The following is a 16,368-nucleotide window of genomic DNA, read 5'->3' on the forward strand; positions in this document are numbered from 1 at the left end:
TCAATATTAGAGGTGAAGCTGTTAGTTGGGGACTGTCCCCCTGCTTTTTTATTCTTCCTTACGAAAGGAGGACGGGGAGAGGCCAACATATTTTTTGAATTTGCGATGAAAATAGTCAACATTTGCGTATCCTATTTTTTCTGCAACTTCATAGACTTTGTAGCCTTTTAGTAACAGCTGCTTTCCATTTTCGATTCTTACTTTATCAAGATACGTATTAAAGTATTCACCTGTATGGTTTTTAAAAAGCTTTCCTAAGTAAGCACTGTTGTAGTTAAATACATCTGCTAAGGTTTCTAATCGTAAGTTTTGATTAAACTCCTTGTGGATTAAATCGGTCATTTTTTTGAGCGTCACATCTGTTTGTCCATTATCAAAACACTTGATCATTTTTTTAAACTGGTTCAGGATAAATTCCTTGATTGTTAGAATGCTTTGCATCGCGAAGATGTCACCACCGTTTGACCCCAGCGGGTAAAGAACGGAATGCATTTTCTCGTTTGCTAGCAGAAGCTTATTAAATGTCGCAGTGTATAGGTGAAATACATGCTTTTTTACTTCCTGTTCCGACTCATTTCGGCCAATTAGGTCATCGACAAGCTCCATGACGATTTTTTCACATGCTTCGATATTGGCAATATCAATTGAATAATACAGCCTTTCCACATAGGATTCAGTAGGAAACCTGCTTTCAGATATAGCCTCAAAGGCAGTATCAGATAAATCTTTTGACACCTGGCTTGTTATCAATGGTCCTCCCATATGGAAAAATTCCCTTTCAAGCAGGATGGCAGCGGTTTTATATGATTGATGAATATCCTTTGGCTTGTAGACTTTTTCACCGATTGAAGGCAGCAGATGGAACTCTTCCATAAAGTGAAGAAGCTGAAGATATTGTTTATCACATCTATATTTAGAGAGAAAATCATCCTTAAAAAGAATGATAAGCTTCCCTTTGTTCACTAGAACATATCCGCGATTATTTTTTTCGATTAGTGTTTTCACCTTATCTTTTATGTCATGGTGGTGTTTTAATGAAGCCATGAATACCTGATATGCAGAGGATGTTAGCCCATATCGCTGACAACGCATGTCAAATTCCAGCTTAGTAAATTCATCCACTCCCTTTAAAAGGTTGGTTAAGAACTCTTCACGCTTTTTTCCAAAATCATCTTCAATTAAATGATGAAGCTTCTGTTTGTCTTGCAGTTTTTTATAAACCACCCCTAAACAATCGATTAATTCGTCCTCATCAAGCGGCTTTAATAAGTAGCCATCACACTGACAACCAAGCGCCTTTTTTGCATATTCAAAATCGGCATAACCGCTTAAGATAATAAAATGCACGTATTTATTTTCTCCTCTTATCTTTTCAATTAGATTCAGGCCATCCATTTCCGGCATGCGAATATCAACAATCATTAAATCTGGTGAATGATGCTTGTATTTTTCTAAGCCGTCCCGGCCATTTTTGGCTATGTCAATTACTTGAAATCCAAATTCTCCCCATGGTATTAGTGTTCTTAATCCTTCCCTGATCATTGGCTCATCATCAACAATGATCACTTTATACATTTTCATCCCCCCGCGGCATATTAAACTGAATTTTTGTTCCTTTCCCTTCTTGACTATCAATCATTAGCCCGCTTTGTTTACCATAAGTGAGCTGCAGTCGATTATGAACGTTCAGCAAACCAATTCTATTGCCATTTCCCTCATGATGTTCAGCTAACATATGAATAATTTCATTTAATCTTTCTTCTTTCATCCCGCTCCCGTTATCCTCCACGGTAACCGTTAAAAATTCCGCAATTACTTTTGTTTTTATCAGGATCATTCCGCCATCTTCTCTGTCTTCTAATCCATGGATAACGGCATTTTCCACTAAAGGCTGAATAATAAGCGGCAAAATTTTCATATTTTCAGAGAGTGGATCAATGCTAAGCTCATAGTTTAAGCGATTTTCATAACGGAATTTCTGAATCTCCAAATAACATCTGACCATTTCGATTTCGCTGCTTAACGGAATCTTGCTGCCTCCAACTTCAAGGCTTTTCCTCATTAACTTTCCTAACTGTTTTACCACCTTCGCTATTTCCTTTTCGCCTTTCATATGGGACTTCATTCTAATTGATTCAAGAGTGTTAAATAAAAAATGCGGATTGATTTGACTCGCCATCATTTTTAGCTTGATTTCATTTTGACTCATCTCTAAAGCATTTTTTTGTTTCGTCGTTTCTTCTACTTGATCGATCAGTCCGTGGATATTTTCCACCATATTGTTGAATTGCTTGGATAATTGACCAATCTCATCATCGCCATCAACAACAATCCTGGTCGATAAATCTCCTGCGGAAAGGCGATTAATATTCTGACTTAAATTTGAAAGACGTTTTGATAGAAGCCATGAAACAGAGGTGATTAAAATAACAGCAATAATTACTCCAATTAATGTTACCGCTGCTCCCAACATACTTAATTTATTTGCATCCTTCACGATATGCTTGTCCGTTACAATAGAAATAATCCTAAGCTGGTTTTGACTCATCTCAGGGAGAAGATTATCAACAATAATTTGTGATGATTCGCCGTTTATCTCTCCATTTATGACTGCTGGTTGATTTTTAATTTTATGCTTTGGATCAATGATTTCGTATAACCCTTTTCCAACGATGTGTGGTTGATTGGCAGAAATAATAAAATTGCTTTCATCTACGATCATCGTCAAAAAGGGCTCCTGCTGTAATATCTTTTTTAATTGTCTAGGATCAATTGTAATAACGAGAGTTCCGTGTGTTTTTTGCTCTAAAAAGTTAATCCTTTTTACTAGACTTAAATAATAATGGTTAGCTTTTGTTTCATCTGCAAGGTAGTACCAACGGTTAAATCCTGGTTCACTTACTGAATGGCCAAACCAAAAAAGGTTCCTTTCTTCCTCCCCTACCGGGATAAACTCCCAATTATTAATCAAAGTTGGATTGTCCATATAAAACTTAATATTGTAAATCTCCGGGTAGTACTGTAAAAAATAATCAAACGTACGGTAATCACGATAGGCTTTAACCACTTCATAGGTTGATTTATAGGAGGTATTGACTAACTCACTCAATCTCTGGTCAAATTGCAGATTATTTGAGATATAAATAGGTACATTTAAGATTTCTGCTGTCCTCTTTTTTACTCGCTCCACATTCACTTGCGATTGCTCAATTGCATCCTTTACAGCATTATCTCTAAGTTCATAGGTTAAAAATAAACCAACAACCATAATCGGGATAAAAACAACAACAATAAATGTAAAAATTAATTTGTCGCGTAATTTCATATTATTTATGGTCTTAATAAATAAAATTTCGATATTTTTTCTCACAGTGAGGTCCCCTTGGATAGTAAGCGCTTACAAATTTAAAATGTTTAGTTCTATTATATCGTATAGGTAAAAGTCCGTAGGAAAAAGAATCCGTACCATTTTTAACAAGTTTTCATGTTAAAATTAGTGAATGGAAAAATAAGTTCCATTACGAATGATAATCATTTATGCTCTGATTTTTCTTTATTCTACTAACAACAAAGTCTATGAAAATAGCCATTAAAGCCCCCACATGGTGACCATGCAGGGGCTGTTTTTCCTTAATTACAATCTAACTTCAATTGTTGTGACACCTTCGTCAGGCAGCAATCTTAATCCAAATTCATTGGCTTCTGCTTTTGCACCGTTTACTGAGACAACTTGATCGATTCCACGCAATAGCACACTCCAAGGTTTATCCGTTTCTGTAACTTCTAATGTCATAATAGTTGACTCTCTTACTGCCGAAAATGTCACTTCCTGTTTCTTCTGTTCAGAATAAATGGAGGTTTCTGTACGGTTTCCTTCACCCAGCTCAAACAAATGGAACTCAACACCATCTGTATAATCATAATCTGGTTTCTCGGAAACAGAGCCCATGGCAATCACTGAATTCTCCCGAACAAATAATGGGATGCTTAAATAATCATGATGTTCTTTCCGCCATACACCACCATCTGCCTTTTCACCAGTTAATAGATTGGTCCACTTCCCTTGCGGCAGATAGTAATGCGCCAATCCCTTTTCATTAAAAATAGGGGCCACCAGCAGTGAATCACCAAGCATGTATTGCCGGTCTAAATACGCACAGGATGGGTCCTCATGAAATTCTAATACCATGGAACGCATCATTGGCACTCCTGTTTCAGCGGCTTCATTTGCCTGCTTGTAAAGATATGGCATTAATCGGCATTTAAGTTTCGTAAAGAAACGAAGAACATCAACGGATTCCTCATCATACAGCCATGGAACCCTGTAGGATCTGCTGCCATGAAGGCGGCTGTGGCTTGATAAAAGACCGAACGCAATCCACCGCTTATATACATCAGCCGTTGAATTGCTTTCAAACCCGCCAATATCATGACTCCAAAATCCAAAGCCTGACATGCCCAGAGACAAGCCGCCGCGCAGACTTTCAGCCATTGATGGATAAGTAGCTGCACAATCTCCTCCCCAATGTACAGGGAATTGCTGACTTCCCGCAGTAGCCGAACGTGCAAATAAAACAGCTTCTCCTTTTTCTTTTTCCTCTTCCAATACATCAAAGACAACTTTGTTATAAAGGAATGTGTAGTAATTATGCATTTTCATCGGATCGGAACCGTCATAATAAATGACATCCGTCGGGATTCTCTCGCCAAAATCTGTCTTAAAGCTATCAACGCCCATTTGTACAAGGCGGCGAAGCTTGCTGGCATACCATTCACAAGCTTGAGGGTTGGTAAAATCAACAACCCCCATCCCCGGCTGCCATAAATCCCACTGCCAAACATCACCATTTTCTTTCATCAGCAAATAACCATTTTCTACTGCTTCATCAAACAAACGGGAACGCTGAGCAATATATGGGTTAATCCAAACACATATTTTCAGGCCCTTGTCCTTTAAGCGCTGCAGCATTTGTTCTGGTTCCGGGAAGATTCGTTCATCCCATTCAAAATTGCACCACTCAAATTCCTTCATCCAGAAGCAATCAAAATGGAAAACATGAACTGGTAAATCACGCTCTGCCATGCCATCGATAAACTGATTGACAGTTGCTTCATCATAATTCGTTGTGAATGAAGTTGATAACCATAGACCAAATGTCCATGCCGGAGGTAAAGCTGGCTTTCCTGTTAATTCGGTATAGCCTTCAATCACCTTTTTCATCGAGGAACCCCCAATTAAAAAGTAATCAAGATGCTGTCCAGTGACACTAAACTGCACCTTTGAAACATTTTCCGATGCGATTTCAAACGACACCAATTCAGGATGGTTCACAAACACACCATAATTTTTATTTGATAGATAAAAAGGAATATTTTTATAAGATTGCTCTGTGTTTGTTCCTCCATCTTTGTTCCAAATATCTACCACCTGGCCATTTTTTACAAATGGTGTAAATCGTTCACCTAGCCCATAAATATATTCATCAGGTTCTACGTCAAGCTGCTCTCTCATGTACACGCTTTCATCCTGTGAAAGAATATGAGCGATACTTTTATAACCGCTTGATGTTATTTTTTCACCGTTATATTCATACGTAATTTCCCAATTTCCTTCTTTTTGAATCTTTACCGATAAAGCTCCGCTCGTTAACGATGCCACAGCTTCCGTTTCCTCAATTAAAACTGCATGCCCATCTTGTTTGTTCGTCTCAAAATGCGGCCCCCGCTTTTTTGTGCCTTTATGATGATAAATCTGAACACGGATCACATCATTTAAAGGCGCTGAAAAATTCACCTCAAGTAATGGTGTATCAAGCTGGCCCGAACGGTTTACTATTTGCCTTGGTGATGCAAGGACAGTAAGTGAATGATGGTGCTGAATCACTTCATGTACCTCTACGGCACTGATAAGTTGGTATTCCTTCCTCGTTAACCATTGCCCATCTGAAAACTTCATAACTGGATCACCCTTTCAATACGATTGAATACAAGCTTATTCTTGATTATAATAATAATGATTAATAACGAGCTAATCTTGATGATTTCTGTTATTTTATATAACAATTCTGATCTTTTTTAATTGGGGTGAAGAAATTTGGAAAATGATCGATTGTTAGAGGATCGGTTGCACGGGAATTCTATGTTTCCATTAAAGGTCTATATGGTTGATTATGTAAGTGGAAATGCGATTATTAATTGCCATTGGCATCCTGAGATGGAATTCATTTATATGGAGGAAGGTGCAGCTGTGTTTCAAATCGGCGAACAATCTCTTACCCTTAACGCGGGTGAAGCGCTCTTTATACCAAGCGGACAGCTCCACTCAGCATATCCTATCGACAATACGCCATTTCAGTTACATGCGATTGTCTTTCATGCTGATCTTATTACCAGCAATTCATATGACACCATTCAAAATCAGTTCATTGATTTTATTAGCAGTCCAAATTCCTTCACTCCCGGCATCATTCAGGGTGAAGTCCAATGGATGGAGAAGATGTTAACTTCTCTGAAGATAATTATTCAGTTGTTTCATCGTAAAGAGCCTGTTTATGAACTCTCAATTAAGGCTCACCTACTCTTGCTTATAGCCGATATGATCAAAAACAATCAGAGGGATTATAAAGGGAAAAACCAACAGGATTCGGTTAAAATTAACCGGATTAAACAGGTTATTCAATACATTGAACAGCATTATCATGAGAAATTAACGATTCAAGAGCTCGCCAGCATCGTTCAAATGAGTGAGGGCCATTTTAGCAGGTTTTTCAAGGCATTTGTCAGAATGACTCCTGTAGAATATATGAACACACTTAGAATAAATAAAGCTGCAAAGCTATTAAGAGAAACAGACCGTCGAATCATAGATGTATCAATGGAGGTTGGCTTTGATAATCCAAGTTATTTTATCAAAACCTTTAAACAGCAAAAAAGCTGTACACCATCTGAATTTCGGAAGTTATAAAGTGAGACATCCATAAGTGGGGTTTTCTCGAAATACAGGAAGTAAAAGAACCTGCTTATCACCCAGACGCAACGACCTATAGTCAGCCATCGCTCACTCAGGGTTAAATAAAATTATGGAACTATACGGGCAGTTATCCACAACCTTGCTCCTTAATCCCAATTGAATATTGAAGCGGGGTTTTACTGCCCGTTAAGATTGGAATGAACATAATGCACATGCGTCTAAAATAGACTCGGGCAAATATTTAGAATAAAAGGTGCTCTTTGCTATCCAGACACTGAAATATTCTATACAAAAAAGGCAGCTGCTACCAAAAGGTATTGCTGCCTTACAACTATTCAAAACAAATTCCATGTAAAGTGTTTACATTTCTGTGGATAAAACAGTTGATATGTGAATATCTTGTGGATAACCTATGTAGTTATCCACTTTTTCTTCCTTATGCAAGTCCCGCTACTGCTGATTTAACTATTTGACTAGTTGCTAGATTCTTAATCTGGTGATCAATGCTATCCACAATATATGGGGCATCATAATCCATTGACGCCACATGATATGAATTTCCAAGTACAATCATTTTTTTCTTAGACGTACTGACATGCTGAAAAATAAACTCTGAGTTTGCAGGAGGTACAACATGGTCGGCGGCTGACTTAAAAATGATCGTTGGGCAAGTTACTTTTGAAACATTCATTTTTGTATCATCCATTAAATCTAATAGCTGATGGATCGCTTTCACTGGCACTTTATCATACGTAATTTCAAAAACAGCAGGTTTTTTTATATCAGGAGAACCCTCTTCAACAAATCGCGGCTCCATTATACCGCGAAATTCTTTATAGCTAACATCTGTTACAGCTGCATTGATGAGGAAGATTCCATCCACATCTGGATTATTTGCTGCCACCTGTAAGGTCAAAGCTCCTCCCATCGATTGACCCACAATAAATACCTTTTCACATTCCTTCTTTAAACCACGGTATGCCCTTTGTAAATCCGTTATCCACGTTTCATATGAGCTTTTTTCCATATCTAAATAATGTGTACCATGTCCGTTTAAACGAGGAATTGAAACGGTATAGCCACACTTGGAAAGCTGCTCTCCAATATATTGCATGCTCTGCGGTGTGCCATTAAATCCGTGACAAAGTACTACACCTATCTTATTTCCTGGAATAAATAAACTTTCAGCACCATTAATAACTGGGTGTAATTCAATGCTCATTTCTTTTCCTCCTTAAACAAACGTTTATTTATATTTATAATTAATTTTATAATTCTTATGTGTTTACTTGGTTTTATATTACTCTATCTTTATGATTATAGCAAGTCTTTTTCCATAGGAAAAAACATCCTCCCAAGACCTTAACTGGTCATTTTTTAAGCATCACCTTGAAAGAAATAAGATGAATCATGATTTAACACTAAGTGCGTTCACACATGAATTGGTATGGTAACAATAACTTCTGTCACTATGTTAAATAAGGTGTGACTTCAAATGTATTTATGCCCCATTTCCCCAAAACTCTGGCCATCAACAGAAAAATGCAAAAACTCATAATTGATTCAGATTGCAGGATATAAAGAGTGTCTTGTACATTAGGGCTTTTCTATTGAACATGTACATGTTGAATAAAGGGAGGTTTGTCCTTTTAAGCCTTTCTATTGAGTTACATATTGAATAAAGAGAGGTTTGTCCTTTTGAGCCTTTCTATTGGACGATTACTTAATGATTAAAGAGGTAACTGTCCAATAGAGTCTTTCCATTGGACAGTTACCTCTTTTTGAAGGGGTTATTGCCTTTTGAATCACAGTTGGAATAAGAAATTATAAAAATGCCAAAGGATTTCCTTTGCTGTGAGCGTTTTTTACCCATAATAACTGTTACTGCTAATGTGATATTTCAACTGTAAAAGACATTTTCTATTTCTATATAGTTCCTATTAACAAAATTAAATGGCTCAAGTTATTTATGCATTATTTATAGACCGGATATCCTGTAAATTTGAAATCCTTTCCGATCATTTGTACGTCCATCTCAGAAAGTTCAATCGCATCGGCCATTTTTTCAATCCCTGTACCGGCGAAAAATCCAGGAGCTTGTTTTCCGCCAATTAATTTCGGTGCCATATAGAGAACGAGTTTATCGACCAATTGTTCCTTCAGGAAGGAGGAATTTACTTCACCTCCGCCTTCAATCAGCACAGATGAAACGGAGTGCTCTCCTAAAATGGTAAGCACATCATGGATATCAACACGTTTTTCTCCGCTTGTGACGAAGACATGATGGCCTAACTGTTCAAGTTTTTTCTTTACCTCTTTATCATGGTTCTTTGATGTAAAAATCCATGTAGGTGCTTGTTGGTCCTTCACCACTTTCGCATCTAAAGGGATGCGCAGTGTGCTATCTAAAATCATTCGAATTGGATTCCTTCCATTCGGGATTCTAGTTGTTAATTCAGAGTCATCCTTTATAACGGTGTGCACTCCTACTAATATCCCTACATGCTCATGACGCAGTTGATGAACATCCTTCCGCGCTTCCTCAGAGGTGATCCATTTACTATCCCAGATTGAGCTCGAGATTTTGCCGTCAAGCGTAGTTGCGGATTTTAAAGTAATAAACGGCTGTTTTTTCACAATGAACTTATTAAAAACCTCGTTCATTTTGATTGATTCTTCTTCACAAATCCCAACAATAACCTCAATACCTGCATTTTTTAAGATAGCAATTCCATTTCCAGCAACGATTGGATTCGGGTCCAATGTCGCGACAACCACCTTTTTAATCCCAGCTTTTACAATCGCCTCTGCGCATGGACCAGTACGACCATGATGGGAGCAAGGTTCAAGCGTGACATAAATAATTCCTCCCTTCGCTTGGTCTCCAGCCATTCGTAATGCATGAATTTCTGCATGAGGCTCTCCTGCTTTTAAGTGGGCTCCAACTCCGACGATTCGATTATGATTAACGACAACAGCCCCGACTAGCGGATTTGGATCTGTCTGTCCCTTCATTGCTTTTGCATTATTGATGGCTAATTTCATATAAAACTCATGTTCACTCAATTGGATAGCCTCCTCTAAAATGACCCGCCTTTTTCATTTTTGTTTCTAGATAATGTTTATTATATCCTGAAATATCTCCCCATAAAGGAATTCTGCCAGAAAGATTGGCACCTGAATGTTTAAGTGCTTCAAGTTTTTTAGGATTATTTGTTATTAAGGTTACAGGTCGTTGACGTAATGCTTTCAAAACACTAATAGCTTCATCATAGCTTCTTGCATCATCCTCAAAACCTAATTGTTCATTTGCTTCCACCGTGTCAAGCCCCTCTTCTTGAAGAAGATACGCAAGTGCTTTACTAAATAATCCAATCCCCCGTCCCTCATGATTCGCCAGGTAAAAAAGCGCTCCTGCTCCGTGCTCAACTATCATTTTCATTGACTGTTTTAATTGAAAGCCGCAATCACATCGTTTACTTCCAAAGATATCTCCTGTATGACAAATACTATGCATGCGAATCAATGCCTCTTCTGCTTTCTCAAAATCACCGTATACTAACACACTTGATTGCTGACTGTCTGCTAACTGAGCTTGTGGAAGGTATTTTATCAAATCGTCGATCTTGCTGTCTGATTGGCTTAAACCGTCATCTTCAACTACTAACCAGCTATACCATTTAAAAAACGCCGTTTCTCCGTCGAGCTGAACAGGTAAATGAATGGGTCCTACCAGAAAAATCGATCCGTCACCATAAGGAACAATTTTGATTTTTTCCTTCATTTTTATTAACGGATTATTAGTTATTGCTTCGATGATCATGAAACATCCTCCTCTTTAGTAAAATTCCGCTTTATATAAACGTTTTGACGTCACGTTGAAAACTTACTTATTGTAAGTTAGTATATAATTACAAGTTTAAAGCGTCAAGCATTTCGCATCTGCCTTTTCTTCACAAAACCCGCAATCTTGCTAAGACATTATAGCAAAACTTAAAAGCTGGATTACTGTTTTTTCTTAGCTTATTGGTTACAATAGGTTTTGGAGGTGATAACAATGGAACTAGTAAAAAGTGAAGATCAATTTGAAGAATTAATATCCAGCAAGGAACCTGTTGTCTTAAAGTTCGTTACAGACTGGTGTCCTGATTGCAAACGAATGGACATGTTCTTACCGACCGTATTTGAGGAAATCGGTAGTGTAACGATGTACCAAATCGACAAGGATGAATTCCCTGAGCTTGCTGAAAAATATACTGTCATGGGCATCCCAAGCCTATTGGTGTTTAAGAATGGTGAAAAGCAAGCACATCTACATAGTGCAAATGCTAAAACACCAGATCAAGTCATTGAGTTTCTATCAGAGAATTTAAAATAAATTAGACTTCAAGCAGTGGGATTTTACTGTCCTTTAAGTTTGGAGAAGAACTAAGAGACTGACGCATCCACTTTATGTGAATAGTGTCAGTCTCTTTTCTATTCAATTCCTTCAGTCATCAATAAACCAACCAAATATACCTGCATTTGAAACAGTTCAAAAGATTTGTTTTTACATTCAACATAGTTCTAAACAACCGGATTAAACTGTAAACTATACAAGATTTATTTAAAGGAGGAGATTGTGTGGGGGCTAAATTTTTTAAGATTGCTGTTGTTTATTTAGTCATTGGAGTATCCATCGGGTACGTCATGGGAATGACTCATAATTTCAGCTTTACATCTGTGCATGCTCACGTAAACCTGCTTGGCTGGGCTTCTATGGCGTTATTCGGGCTAATCTATCATTTTTATCCGAGAGCAGGGGAAACCGGCTTAGCAAAAGCACATTTTTGGCTCCACAATATTGGAACTCCATTTTTAACCGGCGGTGTGTTTTTAATTGTTTACTTACAAAATGAAGGACTAACCATACTGCCAATCATAGGTTCAAATCTAGTGTTATTAGGCATTATTTTATTTTTAATAAATGTATTCCGTCATGTAAAGACTGAAAATCTGCGCGGTTAAGAATAGTTGTTTATTGAAAAAGGAAAGCAGCCCGCTTCCCTTTTTCAATAAGTTAACATTATCTAGAAAGACAACTCTTTATTTTTTGTTTGGCTTAAACCCCATCGTGGCTTTAACAGCCTGTTTCCAACCGTCATACAATGAATTTCTTTGCTCATCACCCATCGTCGGTTCAAACGATTTTTGCATCTGCCATTGCTTCTCTATTTCTTCTCTGTCCTTCCAGAAGCCCACAGCAAGTCCGGCTAAATAAGCAGCTCCTAATGCTGTTGTTTCATTAACCACAGGACGTTCAACTGCGACATTTAATAGGTCGCTTTGAAAATTCATTAAGAAATTATTTTTAACAGCTCCGCCGTCAACACGTAATTTTTTTAATTCAATGCCTGAATCTGCCTCCATCGCCTTGAGCACATCTTTTGTTTGATAGGCAAGTGATTCAAGGGTAGCGCGGATAAAGTGTTCCTTAGTCGTTCCGCGGGTTAACCCAAAAATCGCCCCGCGTGCATCGCTATCCCAATATGGTGTGCCTAAGCCAACAAAAGCAGGAACAACATACACACCATCTGTTGATTCAACCTTTGAAGCATACCCTTCGCTTGCAGGTGCATTGTCAATCATACGCAACCCGTCACGAAGCCATTGAAGGGCAGACCCTGCGACAAATATACTGCCTTCCAGAGCATACTCTACCTTTCCATCTATTCCCCAAGCGATCGTTGTTAACAGTCCGTTTTCAGAAGGAACGGCCTTTTCACCTGTATTCATTAACATAAAGCAGCCTGTACCATACGTATTTTTAGCCATTCCTTTTTCATAACAAGCTTGTCCAAATAAAGCAGCATGCTGATCTCCTGCTACACCTGCGATCGGAACTGCTTCACCAAAAAAGTGATAATCAACCGTTTTGGCATAAACTTCAGAAGATGAGCGAACGTCAGGCAGCATTGCTTTTGGGATATCTAATATTTCAAGCAGCTCATCATCCCATGCTAAGTCATAAATATTGTACATAAGTGTTCTAGAAGCATTTGTATAATCTGTGACATGCTCTTTGCCACCTGAAAGCTTCCAAATTAACCAAGTATCAATCGTTCCAAATAACAGTTTTCCTTGTTTTGCTTGTTCTCTTGCACCTTCAACATGATCAAGAATCCATTTCACCTTAGTGCCTGAAAAATAAGCATCAATTAATAAACCTGTTTTCTTGCGAAATAAATCATTATATCCCTTTTCTTTTAACTCTTCGCAAATGTCAGCCGTTTGTCTCGATTGCCAAACAATAGCATTATAAACAGGGCGGCCTGTTTCCTTGTCCCACACGACCGCTGTTTCACGTTGGTTGGTAATCCCTATACTAGCTATTTCTTTTGCTGAAACATTTGAATTTGTAAGGACTTCTGCTATAACTGCTAAAATGGAGCTCCAAATTTCTTGAGGGTTATGTTCAACCCAGCCTGGCTTAGGGAAATATTGTTTGAATTCTCTTTGTGCGATATCAACTATTTCTCCACTTTTATTAAAAAGAATCGCTCTTGAACTTGTTGTTCCTTGATCTAATGACAAGATATACTTTTTTTCCATCTGTTCTTCCTCCTGCCTCTCATCCTTTTTATATTACTTCCCTTTTCTTATTCCATTTCCTTTATTGTTTTGAATGAAATCTCCATTCAAGCTGACTGACCTATTTCCTCCTTATCCCTCATTCATGCTTGTTGAATGTGCACCCCATTCCCGCTTTGGATAAGGCACTCAAACCAATAGGACGAATTCGGTTAAAATCCCAATTAGCAGATACAATGCAAGCATTGATCCGCCCTATGGAACTGTACTCCGCCTACACTGCCTACAACATAAGCACCAAAGGCTGCAAGCAATCCTCCAGCCAAATAAGTTTTCTCTTCATCTACTAAGCTGAAAAAACAAAAAGACAGCCTATCGCGATTAAAAAGAAAAAGTCCTTTTTAACACAATAAGCTGTCTCTTCATAACTCTTCAGCACGATTCTTAACTTGTTAGTGCCATTATAATGTAAAAGAGTGGTTTTGTAAACGCTCTTCCTGTGTTTTCTTAGACATGCTTATTTAAATAATTGTATTTCTTTCAGAGTTACCGTTAATCGATCAATCATTTTTCTAAACTTCGTACGGTGGTCAGGCAAAAGCTGGTGACCCGATAATTTTGCGATCGTTTCAACAACTTCTTCTATAGTCATTTTATCTGTTTTGATATGTTCTTTAAAAACATCTTTCTCTAAACAACTAAGTCGGTGATCGATTTGATTATAAGCCCAGGAATGATTGCCCTCAAATCTTTTCCTTAATCGCTGTTGAATAGTTTTCTTAGCAGCTGCCAAAGTAACATGCTTTACCTCAATTCCGTCTTTCTTTAATCTCCCAATTATTTCATCAAAATAGGATTTATTGGTGAGTGTCATCGGAACAATAATGGTTCCGTGGTAATTATTCGCAATTTGTTTTAGCAGCTTGTAGTTGGCTTCACGCCATAATGGATAATCTTGAAAATCCCCCTTTGCCAGCTCTTTGGGGATGTTTGCCATTAGTACATAACCGAATCTTTCCGGGTCATACACAAATGATTGAGGCATTCGTCTTTGTAACTCATAAGCTGCTGTCGTTTTACCTGACCCGAATGTTCCATTGATCCATATAATCAAGTTATCACCCTCATTACTATTGGGAATACCATAATTATACAAAATCCTTTTTCATCCGTGTTATACTATTTGTGATGAAGGGTTATCAAAATGTTATTAGGAGCGTGAAAATGATGGCAAAATCAAAAGCTAGAAAAAGCAGGGAAAAACAAATTCGGGAAGGAAAATGGGATGTTACGTTAAAACGTGGCAGTTGGGGAGAATTTAAGCCGTATAATCGCCAAACGAAAACAAAAAAAGAAGCTTTACATCAAATGGAAACAAAACACCAAAAAAAGAACCATTCTCACAAAGATTATGACGAGAACGGTTCTTTTCATTTTTTTAGTCATTATAAGCCTTTATATCTTACTCTCCTGCTTGCACCACATTCTGAACGATTGCATCTCCATCCTTCAGCTTAAAGAGTGGAACGATTAGTAAAACTCCAATAAAAAATAAGACCCCGGACAAGAGATAAACACCTAATAATGACATTGGAACTTTTAATATCCCGGAAACTGTCATGCCAATTACCATCATTCCCATAAATAATGGATTTAGGACTCCGTTTACACGCCCAACAAAGGATTCATCTGTATTTTTCAAGATTAAGGTATTGATACCAATATGAATGCATGGGAAAAATAATCCGTTAAAGACTTGTAATACGATCGTGATGACAATACTAGTTGACCAGCCGATTCCAATCGTGCTAATCATGCTTGCGAGAATACCAATCGCTAGCAGCTTTTGTGGGGATACCTTTTTAGAAATGGCCATCACCACCCCGCCTCCAATTAGCATCCCTACACCATTTGCCATAAGAAGCCATTGAAGGAAGTCTTTTGTCATCCCAAGATTTTCAATTGTTACGAAAATCATTAAAGGCTGAATAAGCCCTACTGCCAATCCACATACCGCAAAGATTGACCCCATCGCTTTAAGGATCTTATTTGAAAGGACATAGCGAAATCCATCAGCAAGCTCCTTTTTGAAATTGCTGTCTCCATCAGCCTTTTCCTTTTCAATATCTTTTGGAAGAAACATAAGCACGAATGCCGAAAGGAAAAACATTGCACCCATCACACCGATAGAAGTCATGATTCCGAATTTTTGATAAACAAATGTTCCAATCATTGGACCGATCACCATGAAAACTGCCATCAATGATTGGAACATCGCCATAACTGTCTGCAATTGTTCACCAGGCACATGCTGTTTAAATAGTCTCATAGCAGAAGGCATTGAAAACTGAGATAAGATAGCTGATACTAAAGTAGCGAAAAAGATAGCCTGCCATGAGCCGTAAATTAGCGTTAGCAAAACAATTAAGATCGAGACAGCAGATAATAAATCACACCAAACCATGGTTAACTTAGGCTTCCAGCGATCAGCGAATGTACCTCCGATAAAAGAGAAAATAAATATCGGAGCAAACTCTGCGACTGAAATCAACGATACATACAACGGATCATTGTTTGTAATATCTGTCACATATAAGAGAATGGCAAAATTCCTAATCCAAATCCCTAATTGCAGCAAGAAGTTTGAGGTCATGATAGCCAGTACAATTCGATTTGCAAATATGTTCCCAACAGGCTGTTTTGGTAAAGCAACACCTTCATTCCTTTGCATTTCCATTAAACCTACCCTTCTAATGATAAAATCTTCATTTAGTAATAACTCCAAATATTACGGTAAAGCATGACGTAACGTAAAAGTCAATAGATAT

Annotated in this window: 13 protein-coding genes; 4 read left to right on the forward strand and 9 right to left on the reverse strand. The window is 37.8% G+C overall.

The genetic code is table 11. The features are described from left to right. Positions 1 to 48 precede the first annotated feature (48 nt). From WQ54_RS10400 to yicI, 3 genes are all read right to left on the reverse strand, one after another. Complete coding sequence (locus WQ54_RS10400; RefSeq protein ID WP_046516015.1) at positions 49 to 1,575, reverse strand: response regulator transcription factor; 1,527 nt, start codon at positions 1,573 to 1,575, stop codon at positions 49 to 51. After that, entirely contained in the window at positions 1,568 to 3,370 is a 1,803-nt protein-coding gene (locus tag WQ54_RS10405; RefSeq protein WP_084821956.1) for a sensor histidine kinase, read from the reverse strand. Before WQ54_RS10405 ends, WQ54_RS10400 begins: the two co-directional genes overlap by 8 nt. A 264-nt stretch (positions 3,371 to 3,634) precedes the next feature. Further along, on the reverse strand, positions 3,635 to 5,956 hold the full coding sequence (gene yicI, locus WQ54_RS10410; protein WP_046516016.1) for an alpha-xylosidase: 2,322 nt from the start codon (positions 5,954 to 5,956) through the stop codon (positions 3,635 to 3,637). Positions 5,957 to 6,094: 138 nt separating this feature from the next. Here yicI and WQ54_RS10415 point away from each other — a divergent pair, with 138 nt between their 5' ends. Further along, a complete protein-coding gene (locus WQ54_RS10415) occupies positions 6,095 to 6,964 on the forward strand; it encodes an AraC family transcriptional regulator (protein ID WP_046516019.1) in 870 nt (289 codons plus the stop codon). A 442-nt stretch (positions 6,965 to 7,406) separates the two neighbouring features. Here WQ54_RS10415 and WQ54_RS10420 read toward each other — a convergent pair whose 3' ends face one another. The 3 genes from WQ54_RS10420 to WQ54_RS10430 form a co-directional block, all read right to left on the reverse strand. Beyond that, positions 7,407 to 8,192: a carboxylesterase gene (locus WQ54_RS10420; protein WP_046516022.1), complete on the reverse strand. Its 786-nt coding sequence runs from the start codon at positions 8,190 to 8,192 to the stop codon at positions 7,407 to 7,409. A 752-nt stretch (positions 8,193 to 8,944) separates the two neighbouring features. Beyond that, positions 8,945 to 10,036, reverse strand: coding sequence for a bifunctional diaminohydroxyphosphoribosylaminopyrimidine deaminase/5-amino-6-(5-phosphoribosylamino)uracil reductase RibD (gene ribD, locus WQ54_RS10425; protein ID WP_084821958.1), 1,092 nt, complete (start codon positions 10,034 to 10,036; stop codon positions 8,945 to 8,947). Continuing rightward, complete coding sequence (locus WQ54_RS10430) at positions 10,029 to 10,754, reverse strand: GTP cyclohydrolase II (RefSeq protein ID WP_156177867.1); 726 nt, start codon at positions 10,752 to 10,754, stop codon at positions 10,029 to 10,031. Before WQ54_RS10430 ends, ribD begins: the two co-directional genes overlap by 8 nt. A gap of 273 nt (positions 10,755 to 11,027) precedes the next feature. On the opposite strand from WQ54_RS10430, the gene WQ54_RS10435 reads away from it, so the two are divergent. After that, a complete protein-coding gene (locus WQ54_RS10435) occupies positions 11,028 to 11,348 on the forward strand; it encodes a thioredoxin family protein (RefSeq protein WP_046516027.1) in 321 nt (106 codons plus the stop codon). Between the two features lie 245 nt (positions 11,349 to 11,593). Further along, positions 11,594 to 11,977 carry a cytochrome-c oxidase gene (locus tag WQ54_RS10440; protein WP_046516030.1) on the forward strand — a complete coding sequence of 128 codons (384 nt, stop codon included), beginning with the start codon at positions 11,594 to 11,596 and terminating at the stop codon, positions 11,975 to 11,977. Between the two features lie 78 nt (positions 11,978 to 12,055). Here the strand turns inward: WQ54_RS10440 and glpK are convergent, their stop codons facing one another. Both glpK and WQ54_RS10450 read right to left on the reverse strand, forming a co-directional pair. Beyond that, positions 12,056 to 13,561 (reverse strand): glycerol kinase GlpK, encoded by a 1,506-nt coding sequence (gene glpK / locus WQ54_RS10445; RefSeq protein WP_046516032.1) that lies wholly within the window; start codon positions 13,559 to 13,561, stop codon positions 12,056 to 12,058. Positions 13,562 to 14,057: 496 nt separating this feature from the next. Continuing rightward, entirely contained in the window at positions 14,058 to 14,654 is a 597-nt protein-coding gene (locus WQ54_RS10450; RefSeq protein WP_046516035.1) for an AAA family ATPase, read from the reverse strand. A gap of 110 nt (positions 14,655 to 14,764) precedes the next feature. On the opposite strand from WQ54_RS10450, the gene WQ54_RS10455 reads away from it, so the two are divergent. Then, on the forward strand, positions 14,765 to 15,058 hold the full coding sequence (locus tag WQ54_RS10455) for a hypothetical protein (protein WP_046516038.1): 294 nt from the start codon (positions 14,765 to 14,767) through the stop codon (positions 15,056 to 15,058). Here WQ54_RS10455 and WQ54_RS10460 read toward each other — a convergent pair. Next, on the reverse strand, positions 15,003 to 16,193 hold the full coding sequence (locus WQ54_RS10460; RefSeq protein WP_231597497.1) for an MFS transporter: 1,191 nt from the start codon (positions 16,191 to 16,193) through the stop codon (positions 15,003 to 15,005). The two genes, WQ54_RS10455 and WQ54_RS10460, sit on opposite strands and share 56 nt — an antisense overlap. Positions 16,194 to 16,368: the final 175 nt, after the last annotated feature.

Origin of the sequence: Bacillus sp. SA1-12 (assembly GCF_000981385.1) — a bacterium.
Classification (GTDB): domain Bacteria; phylum Bacillota; class Bacilli; order Bacillales; family Bacillaceae; genus Metabacillus.

Coding starts and splice junctions, on each gene's coding strand:
- WQ54_RS10400 (WP_046516015.1), bottom strand. CDS start 1,575: ATGTATAAAGTGATCATTGTTGATGATGAGCCAATGATCAGGGAAGGA.
- glpK (WP_046516032.1), bottom strand. CDS start 13,561: ATGGAAAAAAAGTATATCTTGTCATTAGATCAAGGAACAACAAGTTCA.
- WQ54_RS10420 (WP_046516022.1), bottom strand. CDS start 8,192: ATGAGCATTGAATTACACCCAGTTATTAATGGTGCTGAAAGTTTATTT.
- WQ54_RS10455 (WP_046516038.1), top strand. CDS start 14,765: ATGATGGCAAAATCAAAAGCTAGAAAAAGCAGGGAAAAACAAATTCGG.
- WQ54_RS10435 (WP_046516027.1), top strand. CDS start 11,028: ATGGAACTAGTAAAAAGTGAAGATCAATTTGAAGAATTAATATCCAGC.
- yicI (WP_046516016.1), bottom strand. CDS start 5,956: ATGAAGTTTTCAGATGGGCAATGGTTAACGAGGAAGGAATACCAACTT.
- WQ54_RS10460 (WP_231597497.1), bottom strand. CDS start 16,193: ATGACCTCAAACTTCTTGCTGCAATTAGGGATTTGGATTAGGAATTTT.
- WQ54_RS10430 (WP_156177867.1), bottom strand. CDS start 10,754: ATGAAGGAAAAAATCAAAATTGTTCCTTATGGTGACGGATCGATTTTT.